The organism is Pseudomonas sp. GW823-FHT05G12 (assembly GCF_058795575.1).
Genome location: NZ_CM179501.1, coordinates 1,121,859 through 1,147,616, shown reverse-complemented (window position 1 = coordinate 1,147,616; position 25,758 = coordinate 1,121,859). Strand labels below are relative to the sequence as shown.

Annotated in this window: 25 protein-coding genes; 11 read left to right on the top strand and 14 right to left on the bottom strand. The window is 62.8% G+C overall.

The window, feature by feature from the left end; genetic code table 11:
• Position 1: 1 nt before the first annotated feature.
• The 5 genes from AC3RCM_RS05245 to AC3RCM_RS05225 all read left to right on the top strand — a co-directional run bounded on the left by AC3RCM_RS05245 (position 2) and on the right by AC3RCM_RS05225 (position 3,508).
• Positions 2–1,495: an RNA polymerase factor sigma-54 gene (locus tag AC3RCM_RS05245; protein ID WP_003255133.1), complete on the top strand. Its 1,494-nt coding sequence runs from the start codon at positions 2–4 to the stop codon at positions 1,493–1,495.
• A 79-nt stretch (positions 1,496–1,574) separates the two neighbouring features.
• Entirely contained in the window at positions 1,575–1,883 is a 309-nt protein-coding gene (hpf, locus tag AC3RCM_RS05240) for a ribosome hibernation-promoting factor, HPF/YfiA family (RefSeq protein ID WP_003255135.1), read from the top strand.
• 12 nt (positions 1,884–1,895) lie between these two features.
• Positions 1,896–2,360 carry a PTS IIA-like nitrogen regulatory protein PtsN gene (gene ptsN, locus AC3RCM_RS05235; protein WP_003255137.1) on the top strand — a complete coding sequence of 155 codons (465 nt, stop codon included), beginning with the start codon at positions 1,896–1,898 and terminating at the stop codon, positions 2,358–2,360.
• A 2-nt stretch (positions 2,361–2,362) separates the two neighbouring features.
• Positions 2,363–3,217, top strand: coding sequence for an RNase adapter RapZ (gene rapZ, locus AC3RCM_RS05230; RefSeq protein ID WP_010952145.1), 855 nt, complete (start codon positions 2,363–2,365; stop codon positions 3,215–3,217).
• 18 nt (positions 3,218–3,235) lie between these two features.
• On the top strand, positions 3,236–3,508 hold the full coding sequence (locus AC3RCM_RS05225) for an HPr family phosphocarrier protein (RefSeq protein WP_010952144.1): 273 nt from the start codon (positions 3,236–3,238) through the stop codon (positions 3,506–3,508).
• A gap of 27 nt (positions 3,509–3,535) precedes the next feature.
• Here the strand turns inward: AC3RCM_RS05225 and AC3RCM_RS05220 are convergent, their stop codons facing one another.
• The 6 genes from AC3RCM_RS05220 to pmbA all read right to left on the bottom strand — a co-directional run bounded on the left by AC3RCM_RS05220 (position 3,536) and on the right by pmbA (position 8,902).
• Positions 3,536–4,429 carry a ZIP family metal transporter gene (locus AC3RCM_RS05220; RefSeq protein WP_049586462.1) on the bottom strand — a complete coding sequence of 298 codons (894 nt, stop codon included), beginning with the start codon at positions 4,427–4,429 and terminating at the stop codon, positions 3,536–3,538.
• A gap of 11 nt (positions 4,430–4,440) precedes the next feature.
• Complete coding sequence (locus AC3RCM_RS05215) at positions 4,441–5,052, bottom strand: superoxide dismutase (RefSeq protein ID WP_492629409.1); 612 nt, start codon at positions 5,050–5,052, stop codon at positions 4,441–4,443.
• A 1-nt stretch (position 5,053) separates the two neighbouring features.
• The gene (locus tag AC3RCM_RS05210; RefSeq protein ID WP_064492413.1) at positions 5,054–5,515 is read right to left on the bottom strand and encodes a DUF2753 family protein; all 462 of its coding nucleotides are present in this window, start codon (positions 5,513–5,515) and stop codon (positions 5,054–5,056) included.
• 27 nt (positions 5,516–5,542) lie between these two features.
• Positions 5,543–6,919 (bottom strand): class II fumarate hydratase, encoded by a 1,377-nt coding sequence (locus AC3RCM_RS05205; RefSeq protein WP_492629408.1) that lies wholly within the window; start codon positions 6,917–6,919, stop codon positions 5,543–5,545.
• Entirely contained in the window at positions 6,912–7,313 is a 402-nt protein-coding gene (locus tag AC3RCM_RS05200) for a hypothetical protein (protein WP_012051310.1), read from the bottom strand. Before AC3RCM_RS05200 ends, AC3RCM_RS05205 begins: the two co-directional genes overlap by 8 nt.
• Before the next feature lie 242 nt (positions 7,314–7,555).
• Positions 7,556–8,902 carry a metalloprotease PmbA gene (gene pmbA / locus AC3RCM_RS05195; protein ID WP_265978171.1) on the bottom strand — a complete coding sequence of 449 codons (1,347 nt, stop codon included), beginning with the start codon at positions 8,900–8,902 and terminating at the stop codon, positions 7,556–7,558.
• A gap of 109 nt (positions 8,903–9,011) precedes the next feature.
• On the opposite strand from pmbA, the gene yjgA reads away from it, so the two are divergent.
• The gene (gene yjgA, locus AC3RCM_RS05190; RefSeq protein ID WP_003255152.1) at positions 9,012–9,533 is read left to right on the top strand and encodes a ribosome biogenesis factor YjgA; all 522 of its coding nucleotides are present in this window, start codon (positions 9,012–9,014) and stop codon (positions 9,531–9,533) included.
• A gap of 57 nt (positions 9,534–9,590) precedes the next feature.
• Here the strand turns inward: yjgA and tldD are convergent, their stop codons facing one another.
• The 8 genes from tldD to mreB all read right to left on the bottom strand — a co-directional run bounded on the left by tldD (position 9,591) and on the right by mreB (position 20,696).
• Entirely contained in the window at positions 9,591–11,030 is a 1,440-nt protein-coding gene (tldD, locus tag AC3RCM_RS05185; protein WP_003255154.1) for a metalloprotease TldD, read from the bottom strand.
• A gap of 2 nt (positions 11,031–11,032) precedes the next feature.
• Positions 11,033–11,884: a carbon-nitrogen hydrolase family protein gene (locus AC3RCM_RS05180; RefSeq protein ID WP_014589818.1), complete on the bottom strand. Its 852-nt coding sequence runs from the start codon at positions 11,882–11,884 to the stop codon at positions 11,033–11,035.
• Between the two features lie 8 nt (positions 11,885–11,892).
• The gene (locus tag AC3RCM_RS05175; protein ID WP_492629407.1) at positions 11,893–15,714 is read right to left on the bottom strand and encodes a YhdP family protein; all 3,822 of its coding nucleotides are present in this window, start codon (positions 15,712–15,714) and stop codon (positions 11,893–11,895) included.
• 82 nt (positions 15,715–15,796) lie between these two features.
• The gene (gene rng / locus AC3RCM_RS05170) at positions 15,797–17,254 is read right to left on the bottom strand and encodes a ribonuclease G (RefSeq protein ID WP_010952135.1); all 1,458 of its coding nucleotides are present in this window, start codon (positions 17,252–17,254) and stop codon (positions 15,797–15,799) included.
• A 53-nt stretch (positions 17,255–17,307) separates the two neighbouring features.
• Positions 17,308–17,919: a Maf family protein gene (locus AC3RCM_RS05165; RefSeq protein ID WP_064492410.1), complete on the bottom strand. Its 612-nt coding sequence runs from the start codon at positions 17,917–17,919 to the stop codon at positions 17,308–17,310.
• Positions 17,920–17,951: 32 nt separating this feature from the next.
• On the bottom strand, positions 17,952–18,440 hold the full coding sequence (gene mreD, locus AC3RCM_RS05160; protein ID WP_003255161.1) for a rod shape-determining protein MreD: 489 nt from the start codon (positions 18,438–18,440) through the stop codon (positions 17,952–17,954).
• Complete coding sequence (gene mreC, locus AC3RCM_RS05155; RefSeq protein WP_003255162.1) at positions 18,440–19,432, bottom strand: rod shape-determining protein MreC; 993 nt, start codon at positions 19,430–19,432, stop codon at positions 18,440–18,442. The genes mreD and mreC overlap by 1 nt, the downstream gene beginning before the upstream one ends.
• 226 nt (positions 19,433–19,658) lie before the next feature.
• On the bottom strand, positions 19,659–20,696 hold the full coding sequence (gene mreB / locus AC3RCM_RS05150; RefSeq protein ID WP_003255163.1) for a rod shape-determining protein MreB: 1,038 nt from the start codon (positions 20,694–20,696) through the stop codon (positions 19,659–19,661).
• 205 nt (positions 20,697–20,901) lie between these two features.
• On the opposite strand from mreB, the gene gatC reads away from it, so the two are divergent.
• The 5 genes from gatC (at position 20,902) to AC3RCM_RS05125 (ending at position 25,720) form a co-directional block, all read left to right on the top strand.
• Positions 20,902–21,189: an Asp-tRNA(Asn)/Glu-tRNA(Gln) amidotransferase subunit GatC gene (gatC, locus tag AC3RCM_RS05145; protein WP_003255165.1), complete on the top strand. Its 288-nt coding sequence runs from the start codon at positions 20,902–20,904 to the stop codon at positions 21,187–21,189.
• A 15-nt stretch (positions 21,190–21,204) separates the two neighbouring features.
• Positions 21,205–22,656 carry an Asp-tRNA(Asn)/Glu-tRNA(Gln) amidotransferase subunit GatA gene (gatA, locus tag AC3RCM_RS05140; RefSeq protein WP_004574465.1) on the top strand — a complete coding sequence of 484 codons (1,452 nt, stop codon included), beginning with the start codon at positions 21,205–21,207 and terminating at the stop codon, positions 22,654–22,656.
• An 11-nt stretch (positions 22,657–22,667) separates the two neighbouring features.
• Positions 22,668–24,113, top strand: coding sequence for an Asp-tRNA(Asn)/Glu-tRNA(Gln) amidotransferase subunit GatB (gatB, locus tag AC3RCM_RS05135; RefSeq protein WP_064492409.1), 1,446 nt, complete (start codon positions 22,668–22,670; stop codon positions 24,111–24,113).
• A 128-nt stretch (positions 24,114–24,241) separates the two neighbouring features.
• Positions 24,242–24,616, top strand: a complete 375-nt coding sequence (locus tag AC3RCM_RS05130; protein WP_003255170.1) for a septal ring lytic transglycosylase RlpA family protein — start codon at positions 24,242–24,244, stop codon at positions 24,614–24,616.
• Positions 24,617–24,676: 60 nt separating this feature from the next.
• The gene (locus tag AC3RCM_RS05125) at positions 24,677–25,720 is read left to right on the top strand and encodes a calcium/sodium antiporter (RefSeq protein ID WP_064492408.1); all 1,044 of its coding nucleotides are present in this window, start codon (positions 24,677–24,679) and stop codon (positions 25,718–25,720) included.
• Positions 25,721–25,758: the final 38 nt, after the last annotated feature.

The window sequence follows — 25,758 nt, the reverse complement described above, 5'->3', positions numbered from 1 at the left end:
CATGAAACCATCGCTCGTCCTAAAAATGGGCCAGCAACTGACGATGACACCTCAGTTGCAACAGGCCATCCGCCTGCTCCAGCTCTCTACCCTGGACCTCCAACAGGAAATCCAGGAAGCGCTGGAGTCGAACCCGATGCTCGAACGTCAGGAAGACGGCGAAGACTTCGACAACAGCGACCCGATGGCCGACAACGCCGAGAACAAGCCGGCCGCCGAAGTTCAGGACAACAGTTTCCAGGAAAGCACCGTCAGCGCCGACAACCTGGAAGACGGAGAGTGGAGCGAGCGCATCCCCAACGAGCTCCCGGTCGATACCGCCTGGGAAGACATCTACCAGACCAGCGCCAGCAGCCTGCCGAGCAACGATGACGACGAATGGGACTTCACCACGCGCACATCGGCCGGCGAAAGCCTACAAAGCCACCTGCTGTGGCAGTTGAACCTGGCGCCGATGTCCGACACCGACCGCTTGATTGCCGTGACCCTGATCGACAGCATCAACGGCCAGGGCTACCTGGAAGACACACTCGAAGAAATCTGCGCCGGTTTCGACCCCGAGCTGGATATCGAACTGGACGAGGTCGAAGCCGTACTGCACCGCATCCAGCAGTTCGAGCCGGCTGGCGTCGGCGCCCGCAACCTGGGTGAATGCCTGTTGCTGCAACTGCGCCAGCTACCCGCTACAACTCCGTGGATGACCGAAGCCAAGCGCCTGGTCACCGATTTCATCGACCTGCTCGGCAGCCGTGACTACAGCCAGCTGATGCGGCGGATGAAAATCAAGGAAGACGAGCTGCGCCAGGTCATCGAACTAGTGCAAAGCCTTAACCCGCGCCCTGGTTCGCAGATCGAGTCCAGCGAGCCCGAGTACGTGGTGCCCGACGTCATCGTGCGCAAGGACAGCGACCGTTGGCTGGTAGAACTGAACCAGGAAGCCATCCCACGCCTGCGCGTCAACCCACAATACGCCGGCTTCGTGCGCCGTGCCGACACCAGCGCCGACAACACCTTCATGCGCAACCAGCTGCAGGAAGCGCGCTGGTTCATCAAGAGCCTGCAAAGCCGTAACGAAACCCTGATGAAGGTTGCCACGCAGATCGTCGAGCACCAACGCGGCTTCCTCGACCACGGCGACGAAGCGATGAAGCCGTTGGTACTGCATGACATTGCCGAAGCCGTAGGCATGCACGAATCGACCATCTCGCGGGTTACCACGCAGAAATACATGCACACCCCGCGTGGCATCTACGAACTGAAATACTTTTTCTCCAGCCATGTCAGCACCTCCGAAGGCGGAGAATGCTCGTCCACGGCGATCCGCGCGATCATCAAGAAACTGGTTGCGGCGGAAAATCAGAAAAAGCCATTGAGTGACAGCAAGATCGCTGGTTTACTGGAGGCACAAGGCATCCAGGTAGCCCGTCGCACCGTCGCCAAGTACCGCGAGTCCCTCGGCATCGCACCGTCGAGCGAACGCAAGCGACTGATGTAGCCCCTGAGATGTGCCACAGCGTTTTCGTGGCAGGTGCAAGACCTGCCTCTTTATGCACGGGCAACAAAGGAGAAGCTGTATGCAAGTCAATATCAGTGGACAGCATGTAGAAGTCACCCAGCCACTGCGCGATTACGTGCTTGAAAAGCTCGCCCGCGTGGAGAGTCACTTCGACAAGATCACCAACGTGCAGGTAATCATGAAAGTCGAGAAGCTTCAGCAGAAGGTCGAGGCGACCCTGCAGATTCCCGGCGGCGAAGTGGTAGCCAACGCCGAACACGAAGACATGTATGCAGCGATCGACGCCCTGGCCGACAAGCTCGACCGCCAACTGAAAAAACACAAGGAAAAACAGCAAAGCCTGCTGCAAGGTGCAGCTGCCCGCTGATCCCCCTCATCCATGATCCGACTTGAAACCATCCTGACCCCCGGCCGTTCCCTCGTGAACGTGCCGGGCGGCAGCAAGAAGCGCGCCCTGGAAAAGGTCGCCACTGTCATCGCCGACCAAGTGCCAGAACTGGAGATGCAGGACGTCTTCGAAAAACTGGTAGCCCGGGAAAAGCTCGGTTCTACCGGTTTTGGCAATGGCATCGCCATCCCGCACTGCCGGCTTGAAGGATGCTCTGCCCCAGTCAGCGCCCTGCTGCACCTGGAAGCGCCTATCGACTACGACGCCATTGATGGCGCGCCGGTGGACCTGCTGTTTGTGCTGCTGGTGCCCGAAGCGGCCACCGATGCTCACCTTGAACTTCTGCGTCAGATCGCCAGCATGCTCGATCGCAAGGAGGTCCGTGATCGACTGCGTGCGGCCACCAGCAACGAGGCCCTGTTCCAGGTTGTCCTGGACGTACAGAACGAGCACTGAACATGCGCCTGATCATCGTCAGCGGCCGGTCCGGCTCCGGCAAGAGCACCGCCCTCGATGTCCTGGAAGACAGCGGTTTCTATTGCATCGACAATCTGCCCGCCGGGCTACTGCCGCAGTTGGCGGAAAATGCACTGATCAACACCGAATTGCTGCAGCCCAAGGTGGCGGTTTCGATCGACGCGCGCAACCTGCCCAGCCACCTGATGCGTTTTCCCGAGCTGCTTGAAGAAGCCCGCGCCCGGCACATCCAGTGCGACGTGTTGTACCTGGATGCCGATGAAGAGGTCCTTCTCAAGCGTTTCTCGGAAACCCGCAGGCGGCACCCCCTGACCAACGCCAACCGCTCGCTCGCGGAAGCCATCCGCGTGGAAAGCGACTTGTTGGGGCCCATTGCCGACCTGGCCGACCTGAAGATCGACACCACCAACCTGAACCTGTACCAGTTGCGTGACTCGATCAAGCTGCGCCTGCTCAACCAGCCCGAGCCTGGCACAGCGTTTCTGGTCGAGTCGTTCGGCTTCAAGCGGGGCATGCCGGTCGACGCCGACCTGGTTTTTGACGTGCGCTGCCTGCCGAACCCCTACTGGAAACCGGAACTGCGTGAGCACTCGGGCCTCGATCAACCCGTGATCGACTACCTGGCCGCACAACCGGATGTCGAAGACATGTACAACGACATCTCCAGCTACCTGCTCAAATGGTTGCCCCGCTTCGCTGCCAGCAACCGCGCCTACGTAACCATTGCCATCGGCTGCACTGGCGGACATCACCGTTCGGTGTACATCACCGAGCGCCTTGGTCGACAGCTGCAGCAAACCCTGAAAAACGTCCAGGTCCGCCATCGCGACCTCTAGCCCAAGGATCCGCCCCAGATGCCCGCCCGCGAAATCACCATCATCAACAAGCTGGGTCTGCATGCCCGGGCGGCAGCCAAGTTCGTCGGTGTGGCCGGCCGCTTCCCCTGCCAGGTACGGGTGGGTCGCGCCCCGGACAAGCTGGTGGATGGCAAGAGCATCATGGCGGTGATGATGCTGGCCGCAGGCAAAGGCACCCAGGTGCACCTGCATACCGAGGGCGAACAGGACAGCGACGCCATGGACGCACTGGTCGAGCTGATCAACAATTTCTTTGACGAAGGCGAATAGGCCTCGCAAACCTGCGCTTGCACCAGGTCAGGACATCGCGGTATCCATCACCATCATCAGACAGAAGCCTGTACACAGCCCAAGGCTGGCCAGACGATGATGGCCGTTGCTGCGCGATTCGGGGATGATTTCCTGGGTGACCACCAGCAACATCGCCCCCGCTGCACAGGCCAGCCCCAGCGGCAGCAGCAGTTCGGCAACATTTACCAGCCAGGCACAGATCAACGCCGCCAGCGGCTCGACCAAGCCTGAGGCTGCGCCGATCAGGAAGGCCTTGAAGCGCGGCATGCCCGCCCCTGCCAGCACCAGCGCGATCACCAGCCCCTCAGGCACATCCTGCAAGGCAATGCCCATGGCCAGGCTGTCGGCGTCGGCCATGCCACCCCCGGCCGACACACCAATGGCCATACCTTCGGGGATGTTGTGGGCAATGATGGCAATCACGAACAGCCAGATGCGCGCTGCAATCACCGGTTGGTTTGCTGTGCCCACCAACGCCTCCGGCGAAGCCCAGGATACCTTGAGGTCGACCAGGAACAGGCACAACGCCCCGAACATCAGGCCAAAACTGACCAGGCCACCTGCCCCCCAAGGGCTGAAGCCAATAGACTGAGCCGCCGCCAGGCCCGGCATGATCAGGGAAAACGCGGTGGCCGCCAGCATCACGCCAGCACCGAAGCCCAACAGCGTATCCGCCAGCGCCACCGGCATATTGCGAATGACCAGTACCGGTACTGCGCCCAGTGCCGTACCCAGTGCGCATAAAGCACCGCCCTCCAGGGCGCGCAGCATGCGCGGGTCGAGGTCTAGCCAGGCGAGGCCGCGCGCCACCAATAACGCGGCGCCAGCCAGCAAAAGCAAAGTCCCAAGCGCCAGGCGGAACAGGCGCACACTGCTGACAGACATCACCTCAGAGCGCATACCGGTCCGACTCACTTCAGGGCTTCAAGGTAACGACGTTCAACTTCCACCCAGTCAATGACGTTGTAGAAGGCACCGATGTATTCCGGACGACGGTTCTGGTACTTGAGGTAGTACGCGTGCTCCCACACGTCCAGGCCCAGGATCGGCGCATTGCCGTGCATCAGCGGGCTGTCCTGGTTGCCGCTACTCTCCACCATCAAGGTTTTTTGCGGCGTCACGCTGAGCCAGGCCCAACCGCTGCCGAAGCGGGTCAACGCGGCTTTGGTGAAAGCCTCCTTGAAAGCCTCGAAGCCGCCAAGTTGTGCAGTGACGGCTTGCGCCAGCTGGCCCACAGGCTCGCCACCGCCCCGAGGTGACATGACAGTCCAGAACAGGCTGTGGTTGGCGTGACCGCCGCCGTGGTTGGTCACGGCACCACGCAGGTTCTCCGGCAGTTGCTTGACGGCAGCGACCAGTTTTTCCACCGGCCATTCGGCCCACTCGGTACCTTCGAGGGCGGCGTTGAGGCCGTTCACGTAGGTCTGGTGATGCTTGGTATGGTGGATTTCCATTGTCTGGGCATCAATGTGTGGTTCCAGCGCATCGTAGGCGTATGGCAATGCAGGCAAGGTATGGGGCATGTCAGTGAATTCCGTAGGCATGGTTTCTGGGTGCCACATCCGGCAGGGCAGCGAGCTCGCTGGCCCCGGCGCTGTGGCGGTTGAGCAAGCGCTCGGTACGCGGGTACTGGCCATACTCGGCAATGAAACTCAGCAGCTCGGTGTAAGTGCGCGCACTGTGACGCAAGGCTGCATCACGCAGCCCCTGAGGCAGGCGCGCTTCCTGGCAGGCCTGCAGCAGTCGCTGGTGAGCAGCGCACAGGTAGTCGGCGCTTTCATGCGGCTGGTCAAGGCGCAGGTGCAGGTCAGCCAGGTTGTGGTGGGCGATGACGAATGCAGCCACCGCTTCGTCCACGTCATGCCAGCGCTCGAACAGCACCTGGGCCAACGCCAAGGCTTGCAGGTAGTGTTCCCGGGCGTCCACCAGTTCGCCTTGTTCGAATAGGCGGTTGGCGGTTTCCGTGGTGCGTTTCCAGTGCTGCATGGTTGTCTCCTGGGCGGTGACGCAGTGTCAGATGCCGCCGGCGGTGAGTTTTTCCGGGTCCAGCAGCGCTTCAAGCTGGTCGCGGGACAGGTCGGTGTGCTCCAGCGCCACATCGATGATTGGACGACCCTGCTTGTAGGCGGTCTTGGCGATTTCGGCGGCCTTGAGGTAGCCGATGATCGGATTCAACGCCGTGACCAGAATCGGGTTGCGCGCGAGGGCTTCCTTGAGTTTGTCTTCGTTGACCTTGAAGCTGGCGATGGCTTTGTCGGCCAGCAAGCGGCTGACATTGGCCATCAGCTCGAAGCTTTCCAGCAGGTTGCGAGCGATCACCGGCAGCATCACGTTCAGCTCGAAGTTACCGGCTTGGCCTGCGACGGCGATGGTCGCGTCGTTGCCAATCACTTGGGCGGCGACCATGGCAGTGGCCTCCGGGATCACCGGGTTGACCTTGCCTGGCATGATCGAAGAGCCCGGCTGCAGAGCTTGCAGCTCGATTTCGCCCAGACCGGCCAGCGGGCCGGAGTTCATCCAGCGCAGATCGTTGGCGATTTTCATCAACGCCACAGCGGTGGTCTTGAGCTGGCCCGACAAAGCCACGGCAGTGTCCTGCGAGCCGATCAGGGCGAACAGGTTCTGGCCGGGCGTGAACTCGACCTTGGTCAGGCCACTGAGCTGGCGAGCGAAACCGACAGCGAACTGCGGATGGGCATTGATGCCGGTACCCACGGCGGTTCCGCCCTGGGCCAGCGCCTGCAAGTGCGGCAGTATCCCTTCGATGTGCGCCTTGGCAGCATTGATCTGCGCAGCCCAGCCATCCAGCACCTGGCTCATGCGCACGGGCATCGCGTCCATCAGGTGAGTACGGCCGGTCTTCACGAATTGATGTACTTGTGCCGACTTGACCTCAATCACCTGTACCAGGTGCGCCAGGGCTGGCAGCAACTGCTCGTGCAGGGCCAACGCGGCGCTGACATGGATGGTGGTCGGAATGATGTCATTGCTGCTCTGGCCACAGTTGACGTGGTCATTGGCATTGACCGCCTCACCCAGTACATGGGTAGCCAAGGTGGCGATCACCTCATTGGCGTTCATGTTCGAACTGGTGCCAGAACCTGTCTGAAACACATCCACCGGGAAGTGCTGGATGAAGTCCTCGGCCAGCAGTTGCTCGACAGCCTTGACGATAGCCTGGCCCTGCCCGGCAGACAGTTGCTCCAGTTCGACGTTGGCCTTGGCCGCAGCGGCCTTGGCCAGCAACAAGGCACGAATGAACTGGGCCGGCATACGCTGGCCGCTGATCGGGAAGTTGTCGACCGCGCGCTGGGTCTGGGCGCCGTAGAGGGCCTGGGCCGGCACCTGCAGCTCACCCATGCTGTCACGCTCGATACGGGTATCACTCATCATCAAATCCTTGCATCAGTTCATCGGGAGAAATCGAAGGCAGCAGACGGCAATTGGCCAACTGCAGGGCATAGGGTTGCCAGCGTTGGTTCTGTTCCTGGCGGTCGAGGTTGCGCAGGTCCAGCAGAGGGCGCCACGCCTGATCCAGGCACAGGCAACGCCAATGCCAGGGGAGCATGCGATCGCAGGCGGTATCCAGCAGCAGGCGAAACGCTGTCAGCGCCACCGTCCATGGCGAGGTTTCGGTGCAGCACACCAGATAGCGGCCTTCGGCCAGGTAATGCTCGATCAGGCGCGGCTCGTCGGGGTCGAGCGCACAGCGAATGCGCCGGCTGAGCCAGCGCCAGTTTTCCAGGTAGGGCAGTTCGCGGAGGACGGATTTCATGAACATCATCGCCGGGTTACTGGATAATGATATTCATTATTAAATGATAAACAGAATCACTTCAAGGAGAAGGTGATGAAATAAAAACCCGGCGCGAGGGCCGGGTCTTCGGATTTGCAGGGAAAGGTGTAGGGCTGTGCCGGCCTCTTCGCGGGTGAACCCGCTCCTACAACGGCCTATGTCCTCGCCCCGATGTGCGTCTAATATCGTGTAGGTGATGGATCCGCGCTAGGGCCGGCGCAGGCTAAAGATCAGCTACCAGCAACGGTCATCCGCTCGATCAGCACCGAGCCCGTATGAATGTTGCTACGGGTTTCAAGATCGCTACCGATCGCGACAATCTGCTGGAACATGTCCTTCATGTTTCCGGCGATGGTGACTTCCTGTACGGCATGCTGAATCTCGCCATTCTCGACCCAGAACCCCGCCGCACCACGGGAATAGTCCCCCGTCACCATGTTCAAGCCATGCCCCATCAGTTCGGTCACCAGCAGCCCGCGCCCCATGCGGCGAATCAGCGCGGCCTGATCTTCGACACCGTGGCTGACGAACAGGTTGTGCACGCCACCGGAATTGGCCGTACTCGGCAAACCCAGCTTGCGCCCCGAATAGGTACCCAGCAAGTACGACACCAGCTCGCCTTTGTCGACAAACGGTTTGGCATAGGTGGCCAGGCCATCACCGTCGAAGGCGGCGCTGCCCAACGCGCGCGGAATATGCGGGCGTTCGTCGAGGGTCAGCCAGGAAGGGAACAGGCGCTGGCCAATGGTACCCTCCAGGAACGACGACTTGCGGTACAGGTTGCCGCCGGAAATGGCCGACAGGAAGCTGCCGAACAGGCCTCCGGCCAATTCGGCCGAGAACAGCACCGGTACCTCGCAAGTCGGCACCGGCCGGGCGCCAAGGCGGCTGGCGGCACGCTGGGCAGCGCGCAGGCCGATGCTGCTCGGGTCGGCCAGCAGGTTGCCCTGGCGGTTCACGTCGTACCAGTAGTCACGCTGCATCTGCCCGTCGCCTTCGGCAATCATCACGCAGCTCAGGCTGTGCCGGGTCGAGGCGTAACCACCGATGAACCCATGGCTGTTGCCATACACGCGGCAGCCCTGGTGGGTATTGAGGGTGGTGCCATCGGCGTTGAGGATGCGCGGGTCGGCGTCGAACGCCGCCGCCTCGCAGGCCAGGGCCATTTCGATGGCCTTCTCGGGCTCGATATCCCAGTCGTGGTACAGGTCCAGATCCGGGATTTCACGCGCCATCAGCGCTGCGTCGGCCAAGCCCGAGCATTCATCCTCGGAGGTATGCCTGGCAATTGCCAACGCTGCAGTGACGGTCTCGCGAATCGCCTCCGGCCCACTGGCCGAGGTGCTGGCCGAACCTTTGCGCTGGCCAACATAAAGGGTGATACCAAAGCCTTGGTCGCGGTTGAACTCGACCGTTTCGACCTCACGCTGGCGTACGGTGGTGGACAGCCCTTGCTCCAGCGACACCGCCACTTCGCAGGCACTGGCCCCCTGACGACGCGCCTCGGCGATGATCGCCTCGACCTGTTCCTGCAATGCTGGCAGGTCTTTCGGACCTACGCTCTGGACTGCACTCATGGTTCTCTCCACTCAAATTCTGCGTTCGGCTTGGGGTCATTCTACGACCGGGCCGGACAAGCGGCCCCCGACTGGTTATCATGGCGGCGATTTCTAGCGGACTGCCACCATGGTTGATTCAAACGACGACGCCTTCGACGGCGAAAAAAGCAAAACCCAGATCAAGCGCGAACTGCATGCGCTGGTCGAACTCGGCGAGCGGCTTACCACCCTCAAGGCCGATACCTTGGCGCGCCTGCCTTTGACCGACGAGCTGCGCAAGGCACTGGCCGAGGCCAGCAAGCACACCGCTCATGGCGCCCGTAAACGCCACATGTCGTTCGTCGGCAAGCTCATGCGCGTGCAAGACCTCGATGCCATCCATGCCTTGCTCGAACAGATGGACAGCTCGACCCGCCAGTACAACGAACGTTTCCACAGCCTGGAGCGCTGGCGTGACCGGTTGATCGACGGTAACGACGAAGACCTCGAGCGCTTCGTCAATGAGTACCCCGACACCGACCGCCAGCAGCTGCGCTCGCTGGTGCGCCATGCCCAGCACGAGAAGGCGCGGAACAAGCCGCCTGCCGCCGCGCGCAAGGTGTTCAAGTACATCCGCGACCTCGACGAGTTGCAGCGCGGGTTGCGCTGACGGACTGGGGCCCTGTGGGAGCGGACGTGCCCGCTCCTGCAAGGGCCCCCGAAGCCATCAAGCCCCGGTACCGCCCACGGTAATCGCATCCAGTTTCAAGGTAGGTTGCCCCACCCCGACCGGCACCGACTGCCCGTCCTTTCCGCACGTTCCTACCCCGCTGTCCAGTGCCAGGTCGTTACCGACCATCGAAACCCGGCTCATCGCCTCGGGACCATTGCCGATCAGGGTTGCGCCCTTCACTGGCGCGGTAATCTTGCCGTCTTCGATCAGGTAGGCCTCACTGGTGGAGAACACGAACTTGCCGCTGGTGATATCCACCTGCCCACCACCGAGGTTGGCGCAGTAGATACCCTTCTTCACCGACGCGATGATCTCCTGTGGGTCGCTTTCGCCGGCTCGCATGTAGGTATTGGTCATGCGAGGCATCGGCAGGTGCGCGTAGGATTCACGGCGGCCGTTACCGGTCACCGCCATGCCCATCAGGCGCGCGTTCAGCTTGTCCTGCATGTAACCCTTGAGCACGCCATTCTCGATCAGCGTGGTGCACTCGGTCGGGGTACCTTCGTCGTCCACGCTCAACGAGCCGCGGCGGCCTTCGAGGGTGCCATCGTCGACGATGGTGCACAGGCTCGACGCCACTTTCTCGCCAATGCGGCCACTGAACGCCGAACTGCCCTTGCGGTTGAAGTCGCCTTCCAGGCCATGGCCGACCGCTTCGTGCAACAGCACGCCCGACCAGCCCGAGCCCAGCACCACCGGCAAGGTACCGGCCGGTGCCGGGATCGCTTCAAGATTCACCAGGGCCTGGCGCAGGGCCTCGCGGGCATAGCCCATCACCCGCTCTTCGGTGAAGTAGCGGTAATCGGTACGCCCGCCACCGCCCTGCCCGCCACGCTCGCGACGGCCATTCTGCTCGACGATGACGCTGACATTGAAGCGCACCAGCGGGCGTACGTCGGCGGCCAGGCTGCCATCGGCCGCGGCAATCAGAATGCGTTCCCAGACCCCGGCCATGCTCACGCTGACTTGCTGAATGCGCGGGTCCAGGGCACGGGTGGCGGCATCGACACGCTTAAGCAGCTCGACCTTTTCGGCACGGCTGAGCACGTCCAGCGGGTTGTCCGCGGTATACAGGGCGGCCACTTCCTGGCTGCGGAAGGCTTGCACCGTGCCGTTTTGCCCGGCACGGGAAATCGAACGGGCGGCACGGGCCGCCGAGGTCAGCGCTTCGAGGTTGATCGCGTTACTGTAGGCGAAGCCGGTTTTTTCGCCGGACTGGGCACGCACGCCCACGCCCTGGTCGAGGTTGAAGCTGCCCTCTTTGACGATGCCGTCTTCCAGCGCCCAGGTTTCCGAGATCTGGCCCTGGAAATACAGGTCGGCGGCATCGATGCCGGGGCCAGCCAACTCACCCAGCACGCTCTGCAGGCTGTCCAGGGTCAAGCCGCCTGGGGCCAGGAGCTGCTCACTGACGGTGGATAACATCTGGCTCATAGTCACTCCGAGGTATGCGCAGGCCGCAACGCGCCCTGCGAAAAAAAGCGCCGGTGCGATACCACCGGCATGCGCGTCCGAATGGACGCTTGTTCTTCAATGTCGCGCTCGGCAAGCAGTACCGCTTCACCTTGCGCCTGTTCTGCGAGAATGCGCCCCCAAGGGTCGACGATCGCCGCATGGCCATGGGTCTCCCGTGGGCCAGGGTGGGCACCGCCCTGTGCCGCAGCCAGCAGGTAACACTGGGTTTCGATGGCCCTGGCACGCACCAGCACCTCCCAATGTGCTGCGCCGGTCACTGCAGTAAAAGCTGCCGGTGCGGTGATCAGCTCCGCGCCGGCCGCGCGCAGCGCGCTGTACAGTTCGGGAAAGCGCAGGTCGTAACACACGCTCAGCCCCAGCCGCCCGACCGGCGTATCAGCCACCACCACCTGAGCACCCTGTGCGTAGTCATCCGACTCGCGGTAACGGCCCCGGTTGTCGGCCACGTCCACATCAAACAAGTGCAGCTTGTCATACCTTGCCGCCACCTCGCCGTGTTCATCGACCAGCAGCGAGCACGCATGGGCCTTGGCATCGGGCTGGCCGAACGGTGGCAAGGGCAAAGTACCGGCAACAATCCATAACTTGAGGTCGCGGGCGGTGCGTTTCAACCACGGCAGAATGGGCCCTTCCCCCAAGGCTTCGGCACGGCCGATGGCAGCCGCGTCCTTGCGCCCCATGGCGGCAAAGTTTTCCGGCAGCACCGCCAGCCGTGCGCCGCCCAGCGCGGCCTGCTCCAACAGGGCGCCGGCACGCTGCAGGTTGGTCTGCACGTCGTCCTGGCTGACCATCTGGATTACCGCTGCCTTCATGGGTACTCCTAGCGGGATTTCTCGAAAGGTTTCACAAATGTGATTCTAGGCTCTTTCCACGGCCCTTCGACACGGTAGTGCACGCTGGCAAAGCGTGACACGCGGTCACCGATCAGCCGATCGACCAGGAACAGCGCACCGCCCACCGCCGGCGCGCCGACGATCAACGCCGCCAGCGGCAGGTTGTTGGTCACCGGCAGGCTCACCTGCAAGTCAGCATCGACCCGGTCCCTGACCATGTCCAGCGTGCCGTCGAGCTCGAAGTTGCTCGACGGGCCGGTCACGGTAATCGGTTCGCGGGTCACGTACACGCCACTGCTGGCCACCAGCAAGCCCTTGACCCGGTCATAGGCCAGGCCCTTGTCAAACAGGTCGGAAAAGTCCAGACGCAGGCGCCGGCCAATCGAGTTGAAGTTGAGCAGGCCGAACACCCGCAGTGCCTGTGCGCTGCCTTCGACCTCGACGAACTGGCCGGTGCGCAGCGCCGCATCCATGCTGCCCGAGAAGCGCTTCAGGCCCACTGCGGCCGGCGAACCCGGCCAGCGGCCATCCACGTCCAAGCGGAAGTCGCGGCTGGTCACCGTCGGGGCAAAGCCCCAGGCGCTGAGCACATCCGCCAGGTTCTTGCCATCAAGGCGCCCTTTGTACCAACTGCTGGTTTTGCCCGTTTCACCCTCCCAGCCACCACCGCCATCGATGCGCAACCCCTTGAGGTCGAGGTCGATATCACTGGCTGTAACGCCACGTGGGGTCGGCCGCAGCTTGATCGCGGCGCTGCCGTAAAGATCGTCACCGCGATAGAGCTTGTCGATGCTCAGGTCCAGTGCCGGGACTTTGCGCGGATCGAACGAGGCCAGCGGGTCGGGGCCGTCTTCAGCCTGCTGTTCAGCGGCGCTGGCGGCAGGCAGCCGCAAGGTCTGCATGCGCACGACCATCGGCGCGCCCTTGGCATCCGGAACGCGCGCATTACCAATGACTTCCTTGCTGTCGAGGCGCAAATCCCAGGCCGGGCCGCCCCGGGCCAGGCGTACCACGGCCTGGTTCAGGTCCATGCCGAAGGCTTTCAACTGGCCGATGCTCAGGTCGACGCTTTGCAGGTTCTGCCGCGCGCTGCCACCGGGGTCGTCCCCAGCCAGCCAGCCCGCCTGCTCTTGCCAAGGGGCCAGGTCCAGGGTCTCCAGGCGCCCGCGCACCCTCAGCCCCTGGCTGGCAGGTACCCGGGCGTCGCCTGTGCCCAGCACTAGCTCGCCACGGCCCTGGGTCAACTTCTCGGCCGGTGCGGCATAGGCGAAGCGGGCAAGGTCGGCGTAGGCGGCATCGAATTGCCGCTCCGGTCCCTGAAGGCTCATGCTGAAACGGCTGTCGCGGGTATCTGCTGCCGCTTTGCCGAACGGAGCCGGCAGGTCGATGGCCAGCCCCTTGAGGCTGGAAGTGACACTCAGGCGGTTGTCCTGGCTCCCCAGACTGAGCTGCAACTGATAGGGCAGTTCACCGGAGGCCGGCAAGGCCTGCTTGAACTGCAACCAGTCAGTCAGCGCCTTGAGCGATACCTGGCCATTGGCATTGATGCGGGTCTGCATCTGCCCAGCCTGACCTTCAGCGGTTATTTGCGCCGTTACCGGCTTGCCGAAGGCCTGCAGGCTGATGCCTTTGCCACTCAGGCCCTTGTCGAAGTCGAAGCTGAAGTCGCCCTTCAGGCGATTCAACTCCAGGCTTGGCGGGGCAACTTTCAGGCGCGCATCGTGGGTGGCGAAGTCCACCTGCACCTTTGGGCGCTGCCCATGGGCCAGCGGGATATCGAGCTTGACCTTGCCCTTCAGCGGCCCCTCACCTTCCCAGCCGGCGAAAATTTCACCGGTGCCGATTGGCGCTTCCTTGAGAATCTTCAGGCCATCACCCAGGCTACCGTCGAAGTTGCCATCCAGGTAGAGATGGCTGTGCTGGTCGCCGTCGACATGCGGGATATCGACATTCACATCGCTGACCTTGGTGTCGAGCAGCACGCCCTGCTGAGCCTTGATGCGCACGCCACTGTCCTCGATGAACACATCGCCATCGACATGCTGCACCTGTGGCCAACCGGGCTGGAAGTCCAGCGCGGCGTCATGCACCTTGAAGAACAGGCTGATGCTGCGCGCTTGCGGGGATGCGCCATGGTTCAGCGAGCCCTGATACTGGAAGTAGCCTTCATCCACAGCGCCTTTGACGATAGCGCTGCGCAGCCACTCGTCGAGGGCCGGGCTGAGCACCTCGGGCAGATACTTGGCAGTAAAGCGGCCATCGCCTTCGGTCAGGCCGACGCGCAGGTCCATGTAGTCCTCGCGGCCTTCCTCGAACAACAGGCGAATCAGGAAGTCACCGGCGATCTTGCCCTCCTCGCCCAGCACCTTGAGGTAGGGCGCAATCAGGGTGAAACCGTCTTTGTCCAAGGTCCAGGTCAAGCGCGCATTCGCCTTCTGGTAATGCCAGGGCTTGGCGAAGATCGGGTACAGATGCAGCATGAACGCATCGGTATCCAGGCGCAGCTCGCCGTGGCCCAGGTCACCACTGATGCTGCCACTGACGTTACCGGCCGCCGGGGCGTTGTGATAAGCATCGAAGCCTACCTTCTCCAGGTTGGCTGCGAACTGCAGCCGCTGGTCACCCTCGGCCTTGGGCCTGGCCTCGAGGCGCACATTGCGCAACGCACCGGTCACCTTCAAGCCATCGACCACATCCTTGACCTTGTCCGGCAGGGGGGCCAGGGCATCAATCAGCGGAGTCAGCGGGGTGAGGTCGAGGCGGTCGGCCTGTAACTGCCAGCTTTCATCGGCTGCGCTCTGGCCAGGGCGCTGCTGCAACTGCAGGTGAGACTCCCAGCGGGCCTTGCCGAGGTCCATGGCCAACGAGTCGACGACCACATCGAAGCCTTGCTCCCGGCGCTGGAACCAGGCGCCCAAAGCCAGGTTATTCAGGTTGGCAGCCTTGCGCCCGGCATAGGCCCCCTCCAGCCTGGGTGCATTGAGCCTTACGACGGCCCGTTGCAACTGCCCCTTGCCCCAGCCGATCCAGACCTCACCGCCTGCCCGCAGGGTGTCAGCATGCCACTGCCCCAACACCCTGGGCGGCAACCAATGTGCCCAGTCACTTTGCGGCAGGCTCACATAGGCTTCTACCTCGCCATCACGCCAGGCTTCGGCCGACATACGGCTGTTCAGGCTCAACGCCAGGGGCTGGCCGTCAGGCAGGGTCGCACGCAGATCCAGGGCCTGGCGTTTAGCACCGGCCTGCAGGCCGGCACTCACATATGTCAGGGTCAGCGGGTCGCGCTGCCAGGGGTGCAGGGTGACCAGGCTGTCGAACACATCGATACGCCCCAGCTGGCGCAGGCGCTGCAGCAAGTCGGCAGGGTCCAGCGGCGCGTCGTCCTTCTTCGGCAGGCCTTCCAGGCTCCAGGCGCCCTGCTCGTTCTCGCGAAGGATCAGTTGCAGCCCGCCCAGCTGGATGCGCGCCAGGCGCACTTCGCGGGCGGTGAGGCTGGCCCAGATGTCGGGCACCACCATGACGTCATCCAGCCGGAGCGCCTTGGCGCCTTCGCCCAATTGCAGGTCGCGCACCCGCAGCACAGGGGCCAGTCCGCTCCAGTGCCCTTCCAGGGCACCGACATGCACGGGCAGGCCCAGCGCCTGCTCGGCCTTGCTTTCTACGTCGGCACGGTACTCGGCTACCAGCGGCACCAGTTCCCGACCAAGGCTGACATACAGCGCCACCAATACGGCCAGCAGGGCACATATGCCCAACCCCCAGCGGGTCAGAGCAACAAGAACGCGGTTCAGACGTCCCATGGCCATGGCCCTCCAAGTCGTTTATCCATGATGGCCCGTCGTGCCGGTTTTACCAGCGCGACGATGCAGTGGCGTGTTTCAGAAGGCCTCAGAGCAGCACCACGTCGTATTGTTCCTGCGAATACATCGACTCGACCTGGAAGCGAATGGTTCGACCGATGAAGGCTTCCAGTTCCGCCACGTTGCCTGACTCTTCATCCAGCAGGCGGTCGACCACCTTCTGGTTGGCCAGCACACGGTAGCCTTCAGCCTGATAGGCACGGGCCTCACGCAGGATCTCGCGGAATATTTCGTAACAGATGGTCTCGGGCGTTTTCAGCTTGCCGCGGCCCTGACAGGCCAGGCACGGCTCGCAAAGCACCTGTTCCAGGCTTTCCCGCGTGCGCTTGCGGGTCATCTGCACCAGGCCCAGCTCGGTGATGCCGATGATGTTGGTCTTGGCGTGATCGCGCTCCAGCTGTTTTTCAAGGGTACGCAGTACCTGGCGCTGGTGATCTTCGTCTTCCATGTCGATGAAGTCGATGATGATGATGCCGCCAATGTTGCGCAGGCGCAGTTGTCGGGCGATGGCGGTAGCAGCCTCGAGGTTGGTCTTGAAGATGGTTTCTTCGAGGTTGCGATGGCCGACGAAAGCCCCGGTATTGACGTCGATGGTGGTCATCGCTTCGGCCGGGTCGACCACCAGGTAACCGCCGGACTTCAACGGTACCTTGCGCTCCAGAGCCCGCTGGATCTCGTCTTCGACGCCGTACAGGTCAAAGATTGGTCGCTCGCCCGGGTAGTGTTCGAGGCGGTCGGCAATTTCCGGCATCAACTCGCCGACGAACTGCGTGGTCTTCTGGAAGGTTTCCCGCGAGTCGATGCGGATCTTCTCGATCTTCGGGTTGACCAGGTCGCGCAGGGTACGCAGGGCCAGGCCAAGGTCTTCGTAAATGACCGTGGGCGCGCCGCAGGTCTTGATCTGGGTGCCAATCTGCTCCCACAGGCGGCGCAGGTAACGGATGTCCTGCAAGATCTCCTCGGCACGCGCGCCTTCGGCGGCGGTGCGCAAGATGAAACCACCGGCATCCTTGATGTTTTCGCCATCCATGCAGTCGCTGACCACTTGCTTGAGGCGCTCACGCTCGGCTTCGTCCTCGATTTTCAGCGAAATACCGACATGGCTGCTGCGTGGCATGTACACCAGGTAACGCGACGGAATCGATAGCTGGGTGGTCAGGCGTGCACCCTTGGTGCCGATCGGGTCCTTGGTCACCTGCACCACCAGGGCCTGGCCTTCATGTACCAGTGCGGTGATGTTCTCTACCGCCGAGCCTTCGCGCTGGGAGATTTCCGAGGCATGGATAAACGCTGCGCGTTCGAGGCCGATGTCGACGAAGGCCGCCTGCATGCCTGGCAGCACACGCACCACCTTGCCCTTGTAGATATTGCCGACGATGCCACGGCGCTGGGTGCGCTCGACGTGCACCTCCTGCAGCACCCCGTTTTCCACCACCGCCACACGTGACTCCATCGGGGTGATGTTGATCAGGATCTCTTCACTCATGGCAGGCTCTCGTCAAAGGTTCTTCTAATGATGGATGGCGTATGCACTGCTGGCTACTGCGGGTTTGTTACCTCTGGCGTATGCGCGAGCGACTGCCAGCAGGCGATGCCGAACTGGCCAAGCAAATCGGCCGTTTCACAGAGTGGCAAGCCGACCACCGCCGAATAGCTGCCGGAAAGGCCGCTGACGAAGACCGCACCCAGCCCCTGGATGGCATAGCCGCCAGCCTTGTCAGATGGCTCGCCGCTGGCCCAATAGCGTTGCGCTTCATCGGTGCTGATGGCGCGAAAGCGCACCGTGCTGGTCACGCAAAAACTGTGCACACGCTGGCCATCGTCCAGGGCGACAGCGGTCAGCACCTGATGCTCACGGCCTGACAGGTCAGCCAGCATGGCCAAGGCATCTTCACGGTTTTCCGGTTTGCCGAGAATACGACCATCGAGCACCACGGCAGTGTCTGCGCCGAGCACTACAGCCGGGCCGTCGACACTGGCCAGGCCGGCGGCGGCCTTTGCCCGGGCAAGGCGCTCGACGTAGGCAGGGGCGCTTTCGCGGGGTAGCGGAGATTCATCGACCGGGGCACTGATGACAATGAACGGCACGCCGATCTGCGTCAGCAGTTCACGACGACGGGGCGAGCCTGAAGCCAGGTATAGCGGGGTCATGCAGACATCTCCCTGTCAGTGGCGCGTTGCCGTCAGTTGATGTGCAAGCGTCGACGCAGGTCGCGCAAGGCAAAGCTGATCCACGGCCAGAGCAAGGCGCTGATCACCGCCGACCAGACCAGCGCCAGGGTGGGCAGGCGGTTGCCGGTCAGTGCACTGAGCCACAGCTGGATCAACTGGGCGATACCGAAGATCACCAGAATGACCAGGCTTTGCTGCCACATGGGGAACATGCGCAGACGCTGCTGCAGGGACAGCACCAAGAAGGTGATGAGGGTAAGGACCAGCGCATTCTGCCCCAGCAGCGTGCCATACAGCACGTCCTCGGCAAGGCCCAGCACGAATGCCGTGGTCATGCCGACCTTGTTCGGCACGGCAAGGGTCCAGAACGACACCAGCAAGGCCAGCCACATGGGCCGGAACACTTCCATGAACTGCGGCATGGGGGAAACGCTGAGCAGCAGGCCGATGGCGAACGTAAGCCAGATGACCCAGCCGTTATTGCGGCGTGATGCAGCCATCATTGCCTCCGGGGTTGAGCGGGTGCGGCCGGCGTGGCAGGTGCAGCAGACGGGGCTGCTGGCTGCGCGACCGGAGTGGCCGGTGCTGCCGGTGTGACCGACGCGGCAGGCGTGCCAGCGGCGGGTGCGACCTGATCACGGGTAGCGGCCGGCTGGCCAGCAGGTGCAGCGCCCTTGCGGTCAGCCTCTTCCTGGGCAATGGCGGCATCGGTGGCGCGCTGCTCCGGGCTACGCCGGTCACTGAACACCAGCAACATATAGCGACTGCGGTTGAGCGCGGCGGTGGGGATGGCACGGACGATGGCAAAGGGCTGGCCGGAATCGTGGATCACTTCGTTGACCGTGGCCACCGGGTAGCCGGCAGGAAAGCGCTGCCCCATGCCGGAGCTGACCAGCAGGTCGCCTTCCTTGATGTCGGCAGTGTCGGCCACATGGCGCAACTCCAGGCGCTCCGGGTTGCCAGTGCCGCTGGCGATGGCACGCAGACCGTTGCGGTTGACCTGCACCGGAATGCTGTGGGTGGTATCGGTCAGCAACAGCACCCGCGCGGTATAGGGCATCAACTCTACGACCTGGCCCATCAGGCCGCGGGCATCGAGCACCGGCTGGCCCAGGAACACACCATCACGCTCACCCTTGTTGATCAGAATGCGGTGGGTAAACGGGTTGGGGTCGACGCCGATCAGCTCCGCCACTTCAACCTTCTCGTTGACCAGCGCCGAAGAGTTGAGCAACTCGCGCAGCCGCACGTTCTGCTCGGTCAGGGCCGCCAGCTTCTGCAGGCGCCCCTGCAGCAGCAGGGCTTCGGTCTTGAGCTTCTCGTTTTCGGCAATCAGCTCGGTGCGGCTACCGAACTGGCCGGCCACACCTTGCCAGGCACGCTGTGGCAAATCGGTGATCCAGTACGACTCCATCAGCACCAGGCCCATCTGACTGCGCACGGGTTTGAGCACGTCGAAGCGCGCGTCGACAACCATCAACGCGACCGACATCACCACCAGAACGAGCAGGCGAACGCCCAGCGAAGGGCCCTTGGAGAAAAGCGGTTTAATGGGCCGTTCCTCGTGGACGACTCAGGAGGTCATTGGACATGGAACAACGCACCAGCCTGGTTGCGGGTTGACGGATACGGCGCCCCAAACGGGCGCCAGCCCAGCGCATACAGGTAGCACTGTACGTACTACCTGTAAACCGGGCGCTCGTGAACAGCGAGCGGGATCACTCGCTGGAGAGCAGGTCCATCGCGTGCTTGTCCATCATCTCCAGGGCGCGACCGCCGCCACGGGCGACGCAGGTCAGCGGGTCCTCGGCGACGATCACCGGCAGGCCGGTTTCCTGGGCCAGCAGTTTGTCGAGGTCACGCAGCAGCGCACCACCACCGGTCAGCACCAGGCCGCGCTCGGCGATGTCCGAGGCGAGTTCCGGCGGCGATTGCTCGAGGGCGCTCTTGACCGCCTGGACGATGGTCGCCAGCGATTCCTGCAGCGCTTCGAGCACTTCGTTGGAGTTCAGGGTGAAGGCACGCGGTACACCTTCGGCCAGGTTACGACCACGCACGTCGACTTCACGTACTTCGCCACCTGGGTAGGCAGTGCCGATTTCCTGCTTGATACGTTCGGCGGTGGATTCGCCGATCAAGCTGCCGTAGTTGCGGCGCACGTAGGTCACGATGGCTTCGTCGAAGCGGTCACCGCCAACGCGGACGGACTCGGCATAGACCACGCCGTTCAGCGAGATCAGGGCGATTTCAGTGGTACCGCCACCGATATCGACGACCATCGAACCGCGGGCCTCTTCAACCGGCAGGCCTGCACCGATGGCAGCGGCCATCGGCTCTTCGATCAGGAACACTTCACGGGCACCCGCGCCGAGGGCCGACTCGCGGATGGCGCGGCGCTCGACCTGGGTCGACTTGCACGGCACGCAGATCAGCACGCGCGGGCTCGGCTGCAGGAAGCTGTTCTCGTGAACCTTGTTGATAAAATATTGCAACATTTTTTCGCAGACGCTGAAGTCGGCAATGACGCCGTCCTTCATCGGACGAATGGCTGCAATGTTGCCGGGCGTACGGCCCAGCATGCGTTTGGCTTCGGTACCGACGGCGACGACGCTTTTCTGGTTGCCATGGGTACGGATGGCAACAACCGAGGGCTCATTCAGGACGATACCGCGCTCACGCACGTAAATAAGGGTGTTGGCAGTACCCAGGTCGATAGAAAGATCGCTGGAAAACATGCCACGCAGTTTCTTGAACATGGGAAAGTGACCCTGGGGAAAGCGTGGGTAAAAAAGTGCGGCAAACTCTAACAATGGCAGGGATTTTGGGCAAGGAGCCAATATGTTAAATTGGCTGTTTTTCCGAGCACGCCAGCAGAATTTCGCGGCCGTTAGACCGCCAGAAAGCTGACATGTTCCTCACCGCGGACCCAAATTCCGTTCTTTGTTTCCCTTGGAGATCCTCATGGCGCTTGAACGCTGCGACGTGGAAAAGATCGCCCATTTGGCCCGCCTGGGCCTGAATGATGGCGAACTGCCACGCATTACCGACGCCCTGAACAGCATTCTCGGCCTGGTCGACCAGATGCAAGCGGTCGATACCACTGGCATCGAGCCCCTGGCCCACCCGCTGGAGGCCAGCCAGCGCCTGCGTCCTGACCAAGTCACCGAAAGCAACCAGCGCGATGCCTACCAGGCCATCGCGCCGTCGACCGAAAGCGGTCTGTACCTGGTTCCCAAAGTCATCGAGTAAGGGATAGAGCCTGCCATGCATCAATTGACCCTGGCCGAGATCGCCCGCGGACTCGCCGACAAATCGTTTTCTTCCGAAGAGCTGACCGGCGCCCTGCTGGCGCGCATCAAACAGCTCGACCCGCAGATCAACAGCTTCATCAGCATCACCGACGACCTGGCCCTGGCTCAGGCGCGTGCCGCCGATGCCCGTCGCGCCGCTGGCGAAACCGGCGCGCTGCTGGGTGCACCGATCGCCCACAAAGACCTGTTCTGCACCAACGGCGTACGCACCAGCTGCGGCTCGAAGATGCTCGACAACTTCAAGGCGCCCTATGACGCCACCGTGGTCGCCAAGCTGGCCGAAGCCGGCATGGTCACCCTGGGCAAGACCAACATGGACGAATTCGCCATGGGTTCGGCCAACGAATCCAGCCATTACGGCGCGGTGAAGAACCCGTGGAACCTCGAGCACGTTCCGGGCGGATCGTCCGGTGGTTCGGCCGCTGCCGTGGCCGCGCGCCTGCTGCCCGCCACCACGGGCACCGACACCGGCGGCTCGATCCGCCAGCCAGCGGCACTGACCAACCTCACCGGCCTCAAGCCGACGTACGGTCGTGTGTCGCGCTGGGGCATGATCGCCTACGCCTCCAGCCTCGACCAGGGCGGCCCGCTGGCCCGCACCGCCGAGGACTGCGCGCTGCTGCTGCAAGGTATGGCCGGTTTCGACGCCAAGGACTCCACCAGCATCGAAGAACCGGTGCCGGACTACAGCGCCAGCCTGAACGCTTCGCTGCAAGGCCTGCGCATCGGCCTGCCGAAAGAGTACTTCGGTGCCGGCCTCGACCCACGCATCGCCGACCTGGTACAGGCCAGCGTCAAGGAGCTGGAAAAGCTCGGTGCAGTGGTCAAGGAAATCAGCCTGCCGAACATGCAGCATGCCATTCCGGCCTACTACGTGATCGCTCCGGCTGAAGCCTCTTCCAACCTGTCGCGTTTCGACGGCGTACGCTTCGGCTACCGCTGTGAAGAGCCGAAAGACCTCACCGACCTGTACAAGCGCTCACGCGGCGAAGGGTTCGGCGTTGAAGTACAGCGCCGCATCATGGTCGGCACCTACGCCCTGTCGGCTGGTTACTACGACGCCTATTACGTGAAGGCGCAGCAAATCCGCCGCCTGATCAAGAACGACTTCATGGCCGCCTTCAACGATGTCGACCTGATTCTCGGCCCGACCACGCCAAACCCGGCCTGGAAGCTTGGCGCCAAGAGCAGCGACCCGGTTGCCGCCTATCTCGAAGACGTCTACACCATCACCGCCAACCTGGCGGGCCTGCCAGGCCTGTCGATGCCTGCGGGCTTCGTCGACGGCCTGCCGGTCGGCGTGCAACTGCTGGCGCCGTACTTCCAGGAAGGCCGCCTGCTCAACGTCGCGCACCGCTACCAACAGGTGACCGACTGGCATACCCGCGCCCCCAACGGCTTCTGAGGAATTCACACATGCAATGGGAAGTTGTGATCGGGCTGGAAATCCACACTCAGCTCGCCACCCAGTCGAAGATCTTCTCCGGCAGCGCTACCACCTTTGGCTCCGAGCCGAATACTCAGGCCAGCCTGGTTGACCTGGGCATGCCCGGCGTATTGCCGGTGCTGAACGAGCAAGCCGTGCGCATGGCGTGCATGTTCGGCCTGGCCATCGATGCCGAGATCGGCAAGCGCAACGTGTTCGCACGCAAGAACTACTTCTACCCCGACCTGCCCAAGGGCTACCAGATCAGCCAGATGGACCTGCCGATCGTCGGCAAGGGTCACCTGGACATCGCGCTGGAAGACGGCACCATCAAGCGCATCGGTGTAACCCGCGCGCACCTGGAAGAAGACGCCGGCAAGAGCCTGCACGAAGACTTCAGTGGTTCCACCGGCATCGACCTGAACCGTGCCGGCACCCCGCTGCTGGAAATCGTCTCCGAGCCTGACATGCGCAGCGCCAAGGAAGCCGTGGCTTACGTCAAGGCGATCCACGCGCTGGTGCGCTACCTGGGCATCTGTGACGGCAACATGGCCGAAGGTTCGCTGCGCTGCGACTGCAACGTATCGATCCGCCCGAAAGGCCAGACCGAGTTCGGCACTCGCTGTGAAATCAAGAACGTCAACTCGTTCCGCTTCATCGAGCGCGCGATCAACAGCGAAATCCAGCGCCAGATCGACCTGATCGAAGACGGTGGCAAAGTGGTGCAGGAAACCCGCCTGTACGACCCGAACAAGGACGAAACCCGCTCCATGCGCAGCAAAGAGGAAGCCAACGACTACCGTTACTTCCCCGACCCCGACCTGCTGCCGGTGGTCATCGAGGACAGCTTCCTCGAAACCATCCGCGCCGGCCTGCCGGAGCTGCCGCCACAGAAGGTCGAGCGCTTCCAGACTCAGTACGGCCTGTCGGCCTACGACGCCAACGTATTGGCCTCCAGCCGCGAACAGGCAGACTACTTTGAACAAGTGGTGAAGATCGGTGGTGATGCCAAGCTGGCGGCCAACTGGGTCATGGTCGAACTGGGTAGCCTGCTGAACAAGCTGGGTGTCGAAATCGATCAGGCGCCGGTCAGCGCCGCGCAACTGGGCGGCATGCTGCTGCGCATTCGTGACAACACCATCAGCGGCAAGATTGCCAAAACCGTGTTCGAGGCCATGGCCGCCGGTGAAGGCGATGCCGACAGCATCATCGAGAGCAAAGGCCTGAAACAGGTTACCGACACGGGTGCGATCGACAAGATGCTCGACGAAATGCTGGCAGCCAATGCCGAGCAGGTCGAACAGTATCGCGCAGCCGATGAGGCCAAGCGCGGCAAGATGTTCGGCTTCTTCGTCGGCCAGGCCATGAAAGCCTCCAAAGGCAAGGCCAACCCGGGGCAGGTGAACCAATTGCTCAAGGCCAAGCTCGAAGGGTGATGGTTTTACCCCTGTAATGCTGCGAGGGCTTCGCCCTCGTTCGCGGCTGAAGCCGCTCCTACACAAGCCAGCGTTTTCACTGTAGGAGCGGATTTACCCGCGAATGGTCGCACCGGAGAGCACCTGACTTGCTAAAACGTTCCCTCGGCACCCTCGCCCTGTTTTCTTTCCTGGCCGGCTGCGCCAGCCATGACATCGACCCGCGCGGCTACGACCAGACGGGCACCGCTTCCTACTACGGCTCGCGCCACCATGGCAAACGCACCGCCAGTGGCGAACCGTTCAACCAGCACGGCCTTACCGCCGCCCACCGCAGCCTGCCCTTCGGCACACGTGTACGGGTGACCAACATGGCCAATCAGCGCAGTGTGGTGGTACGCATCAACGACCGTGGCCCGCACACCCGCGGCCGCCTGATCGACCTGTCTCGCGCAGCAGCGGAAAAAATCGGCATGCTCCGTAGCGGAACAGCGCGCGTGCGAGTACAAGGGCTTAGCGACTGACGCGACAGGAGTCCGACCATTTTCGACCTGGCCACCCTTCCCACTTTTAGCCTGCTGCAAATGGGCGTTGCCCTGCTGTTGCTGGTCGGCGGCGCCGAGCTACTGGTGCGCTCCGCCTTGCGCCTGGCGCAGCGCCTGCACGTGCGCCCGCTGATCATAGGCCTGAGCCTGGTGGCCTTCGGCAGTACCGCGCCACAATTGACCGTAAGCCTGCAGGCCGCCTACCAGGGTGCGCCGGATGTGGCAGTAGGCAGCGTGATCGGCAGCAACATCTTCAACGTACTGGTCATTCTCGGCCTGGCCGCGCTGATCATCCCGCTGCGGGTGTCACGCCAGCTGGTGCGCCTGGACATTCCTTTGATGATCCTTGCCAGCGGGCTGGTGTATGCACTGTCCGCCAATGCCCACCTGGGCAGGGTTGAAGGGGCACTGCTATTGCTGGGGCTGGCCGGTTACCTGGCAATGCTCTGGCATCAGTCGCGCCATTACGCACGCACCTACCCTGCCCCGGACGCCGCCAGGTCCGGGGCCGGGCGCTTCTGGTCAGGTACGCTGCTGCAGATACTGGTCGGCCTTGGCCTGCTGAGCCTGGCGGGCCACTTGCTACTGGAAGCTGCCATCGAGGTGGCCACCGACCTGGGCCTGTCCGAGCGTATTATCGGCCTGACGGTCGTCGCCATCTGCACCTCCCTGCCGGAACTGGCCGCTGCGCTGATCGCCGCCTTGCGTGGCGAACGGGAGATCGCCGTGGGCACGGTGATCGGCAGTAACCTGTTCAACCTGCTGGCTGTACTGGGCCTGACCGCACTGATCACCCCAGAACCCCTGTCGATCTCGCCTAACGCGCTGTCTTTCGATCTGCCTGTAATGCTCGGCGTTGCCGTCCTGAGCCTGCCAGTGTTCTATTCCGGTTACCGCATCACTCGCGCAGAAGGCCTGGTGTTTCTTTGCCTGTACCTGGCCTACGGCCTTCATGTGGCGGCTTTTACCATGGGTATGCCGCTGGCTGGCCGCCTGGAGCGATTGATGCTGTTCTATGTACTGCCGGTGCTCGCTACAGTGTTGCTGTACACCACCGTGCGTGCCTGGCGGAGGCAGCATTGAGGGGCATGGAAGGGGAGCGCGTCAGGGCCGCCAGACGC

Excerpts from the sequence above, each read along its gene's own strand:
- pmbA (WP_265978171.1), bottom strand. The coding sequence starts at position 8,902 with ATGAGTGCAGTCCAGAGCGTAGGTCCGAAAGACCTGCCAGCATTGCAG.
- rapZ (WP_010952145.1), top strand. The coding sequence starts at position 2,363 with ATGCGCCTGATCATCGTCAGCGGCCGGTCCGGCTCCGGCAAGAGCACC.
- mreB (WP_003255163.1), bottom strand. The coding sequence starts at position 20,696 with ATGTTCAAGAAACTGCGTGGCATGTTTTCCAGCGATCTTTCTATCGAC.
- ptsN (WP_003255137.1), top strand. The coding sequence starts at position 1,896 with ATGATCCGACTTGAAACCATCCTGACCCCCGGCCGTTCCCTCGTGAAC.
- AC3RCM_RS05215 (WP_492629409.1), bottom strand. The coding sequence starts at position 5,052 with ATGCCCCATACCTTGCCTGCATTGCCATACGCCTACGATGCGCTGGAA.
- AC3RCM_RS05225 (WP_010952144.1), top strand. The coding sequence starts at position 3,236 with ATGCCCGCCCGCGAAATCACCATCATCAACAAGCTGGGTCTGCATGCC.
- AC3RCM_RS05180 (WP_014589818.1), bottom strand. The coding sequence starts at position 11,884 with ATGAAGGCAGCGGTAATCCAGATGGTCAGCCAGGACGACGTGCAGACC.
- mreD (WP_003255161.1), bottom strand. The coding sequence starts at position 18,440 with ATGGCTGCATCACGCCGCAATAACGGCTGGGTCATCTGGCTTACGTTC.
- yjgA (WP_003255152.1), top strand. The coding sequence starts at position 9,012 with ATGGTTGATTCAAACGACGACGCCTTCGACGGCGAAAAAAGCAAAACC.
- AC3RCM_RS05125 (WP_064492408.1), top strand. The coding sequence starts at position 24,677 with ATGGGCGTTGCCCTGCTGTTGCTGGTCGGCGGCGCCGAGCTACTGGTG.
- AC3RCM_RS05205 (WP_492629408.1), bottom strand. The coding sequence starts at position 6,919 with ATGAGTGATACCCGTATCGAGCGTGACAGCATGGGTGAGCTGCAGGTG.
- hpf (WP_003255135.1), top strand. The coding sequence starts at position 1,575 with ATGCAAGTCAATATCAGTGGACAGCATGTAGAAGTCACCCAGCCACTG.
- AC3RCM_RS05165 (WP_064492410.1), bottom strand. The coding sequence starts at position 17,919 with ATGACCCCGCTATACCTGGCTTCAGGCTCGCCCCGTCGTCGTGAACTG.
- gatA (WP_004574465.1), top strand. The coding sequence starts at position 21,205 with ATGCATCAATTGACCCTGGCCGAGATCGCCCGCGGACTCGCCGACAAA.
- gatC (WP_003255165.1), top strand. The coding sequence starts at position 20,902 with ATGGCGCTTGAACGCTGCGACGTGGAAAAGATCGCCCATTTGGCCCGC.
- mreC (WP_003255162.1), bottom strand. The coding sequence starts at position 19,432 with ATGTCGGTCGCGTTGATGGTTGTCGACGCGCGCTTCGACGTGCTCAAA.
- rng (WP_010952135.1), bottom strand. The coding sequence starts at position 17,254 with ATGAGTGAAGAGATCCTGATCAACATCACCCCGATGGAGTCACGTGTG.
- tldD (WP_003255154.1), bottom strand. The coding sequence starts at position 11,030 with ATGAGCCAGATGTTATCCACCGTCAGTGAGCAGCTCCTGGCCCCAGGC.
- AC3RCM_RS05210 (WP_064492413.1), bottom strand. The coding sequence starts at position 5,515 with ATGCAGCACTGGAAACGCACCACGGAAACCGCCAACCGCCTATTCGAA.
- AC3RCM_RS05200 (WP_012051310.1), bottom strand. The coding sequence starts at position 7,313 with ATGATGTTCATGAAATCCGTCCTCCGCGAACTGCCCTACCTGGAAAAC.
- AC3RCM_RS05220 (WP_049586462.1), bottom strand. The coding sequence starts at position 4,429 with ATGCGCTCTGAGGTGATGTCTGTCAGCAGTGTGCGCCTGTTCCGCCTG.
- AC3RCM_RS05245 (WP_003255133.1), top strand. The coding sequence starts at position 2 with ATGAAACCATCGCTCGTCCTAAAAATGGGCCAGCAACTGACGATGACA.
- AC3RCM_RS05175 (WP_492629407.1), bottom strand. The coding sequence starts at position 15,714 with ATGGCCATGGGACGTCTGAACCGCGTTCTTGTTGCTCTGACCCGCTGG.
- gatB (WP_064492409.1), top strand. The coding sequence starts at position 22,668 with ATGCAATGGGAAGTTGTGATCGGGCTGGAAATCCACACTCAGCTCGCC.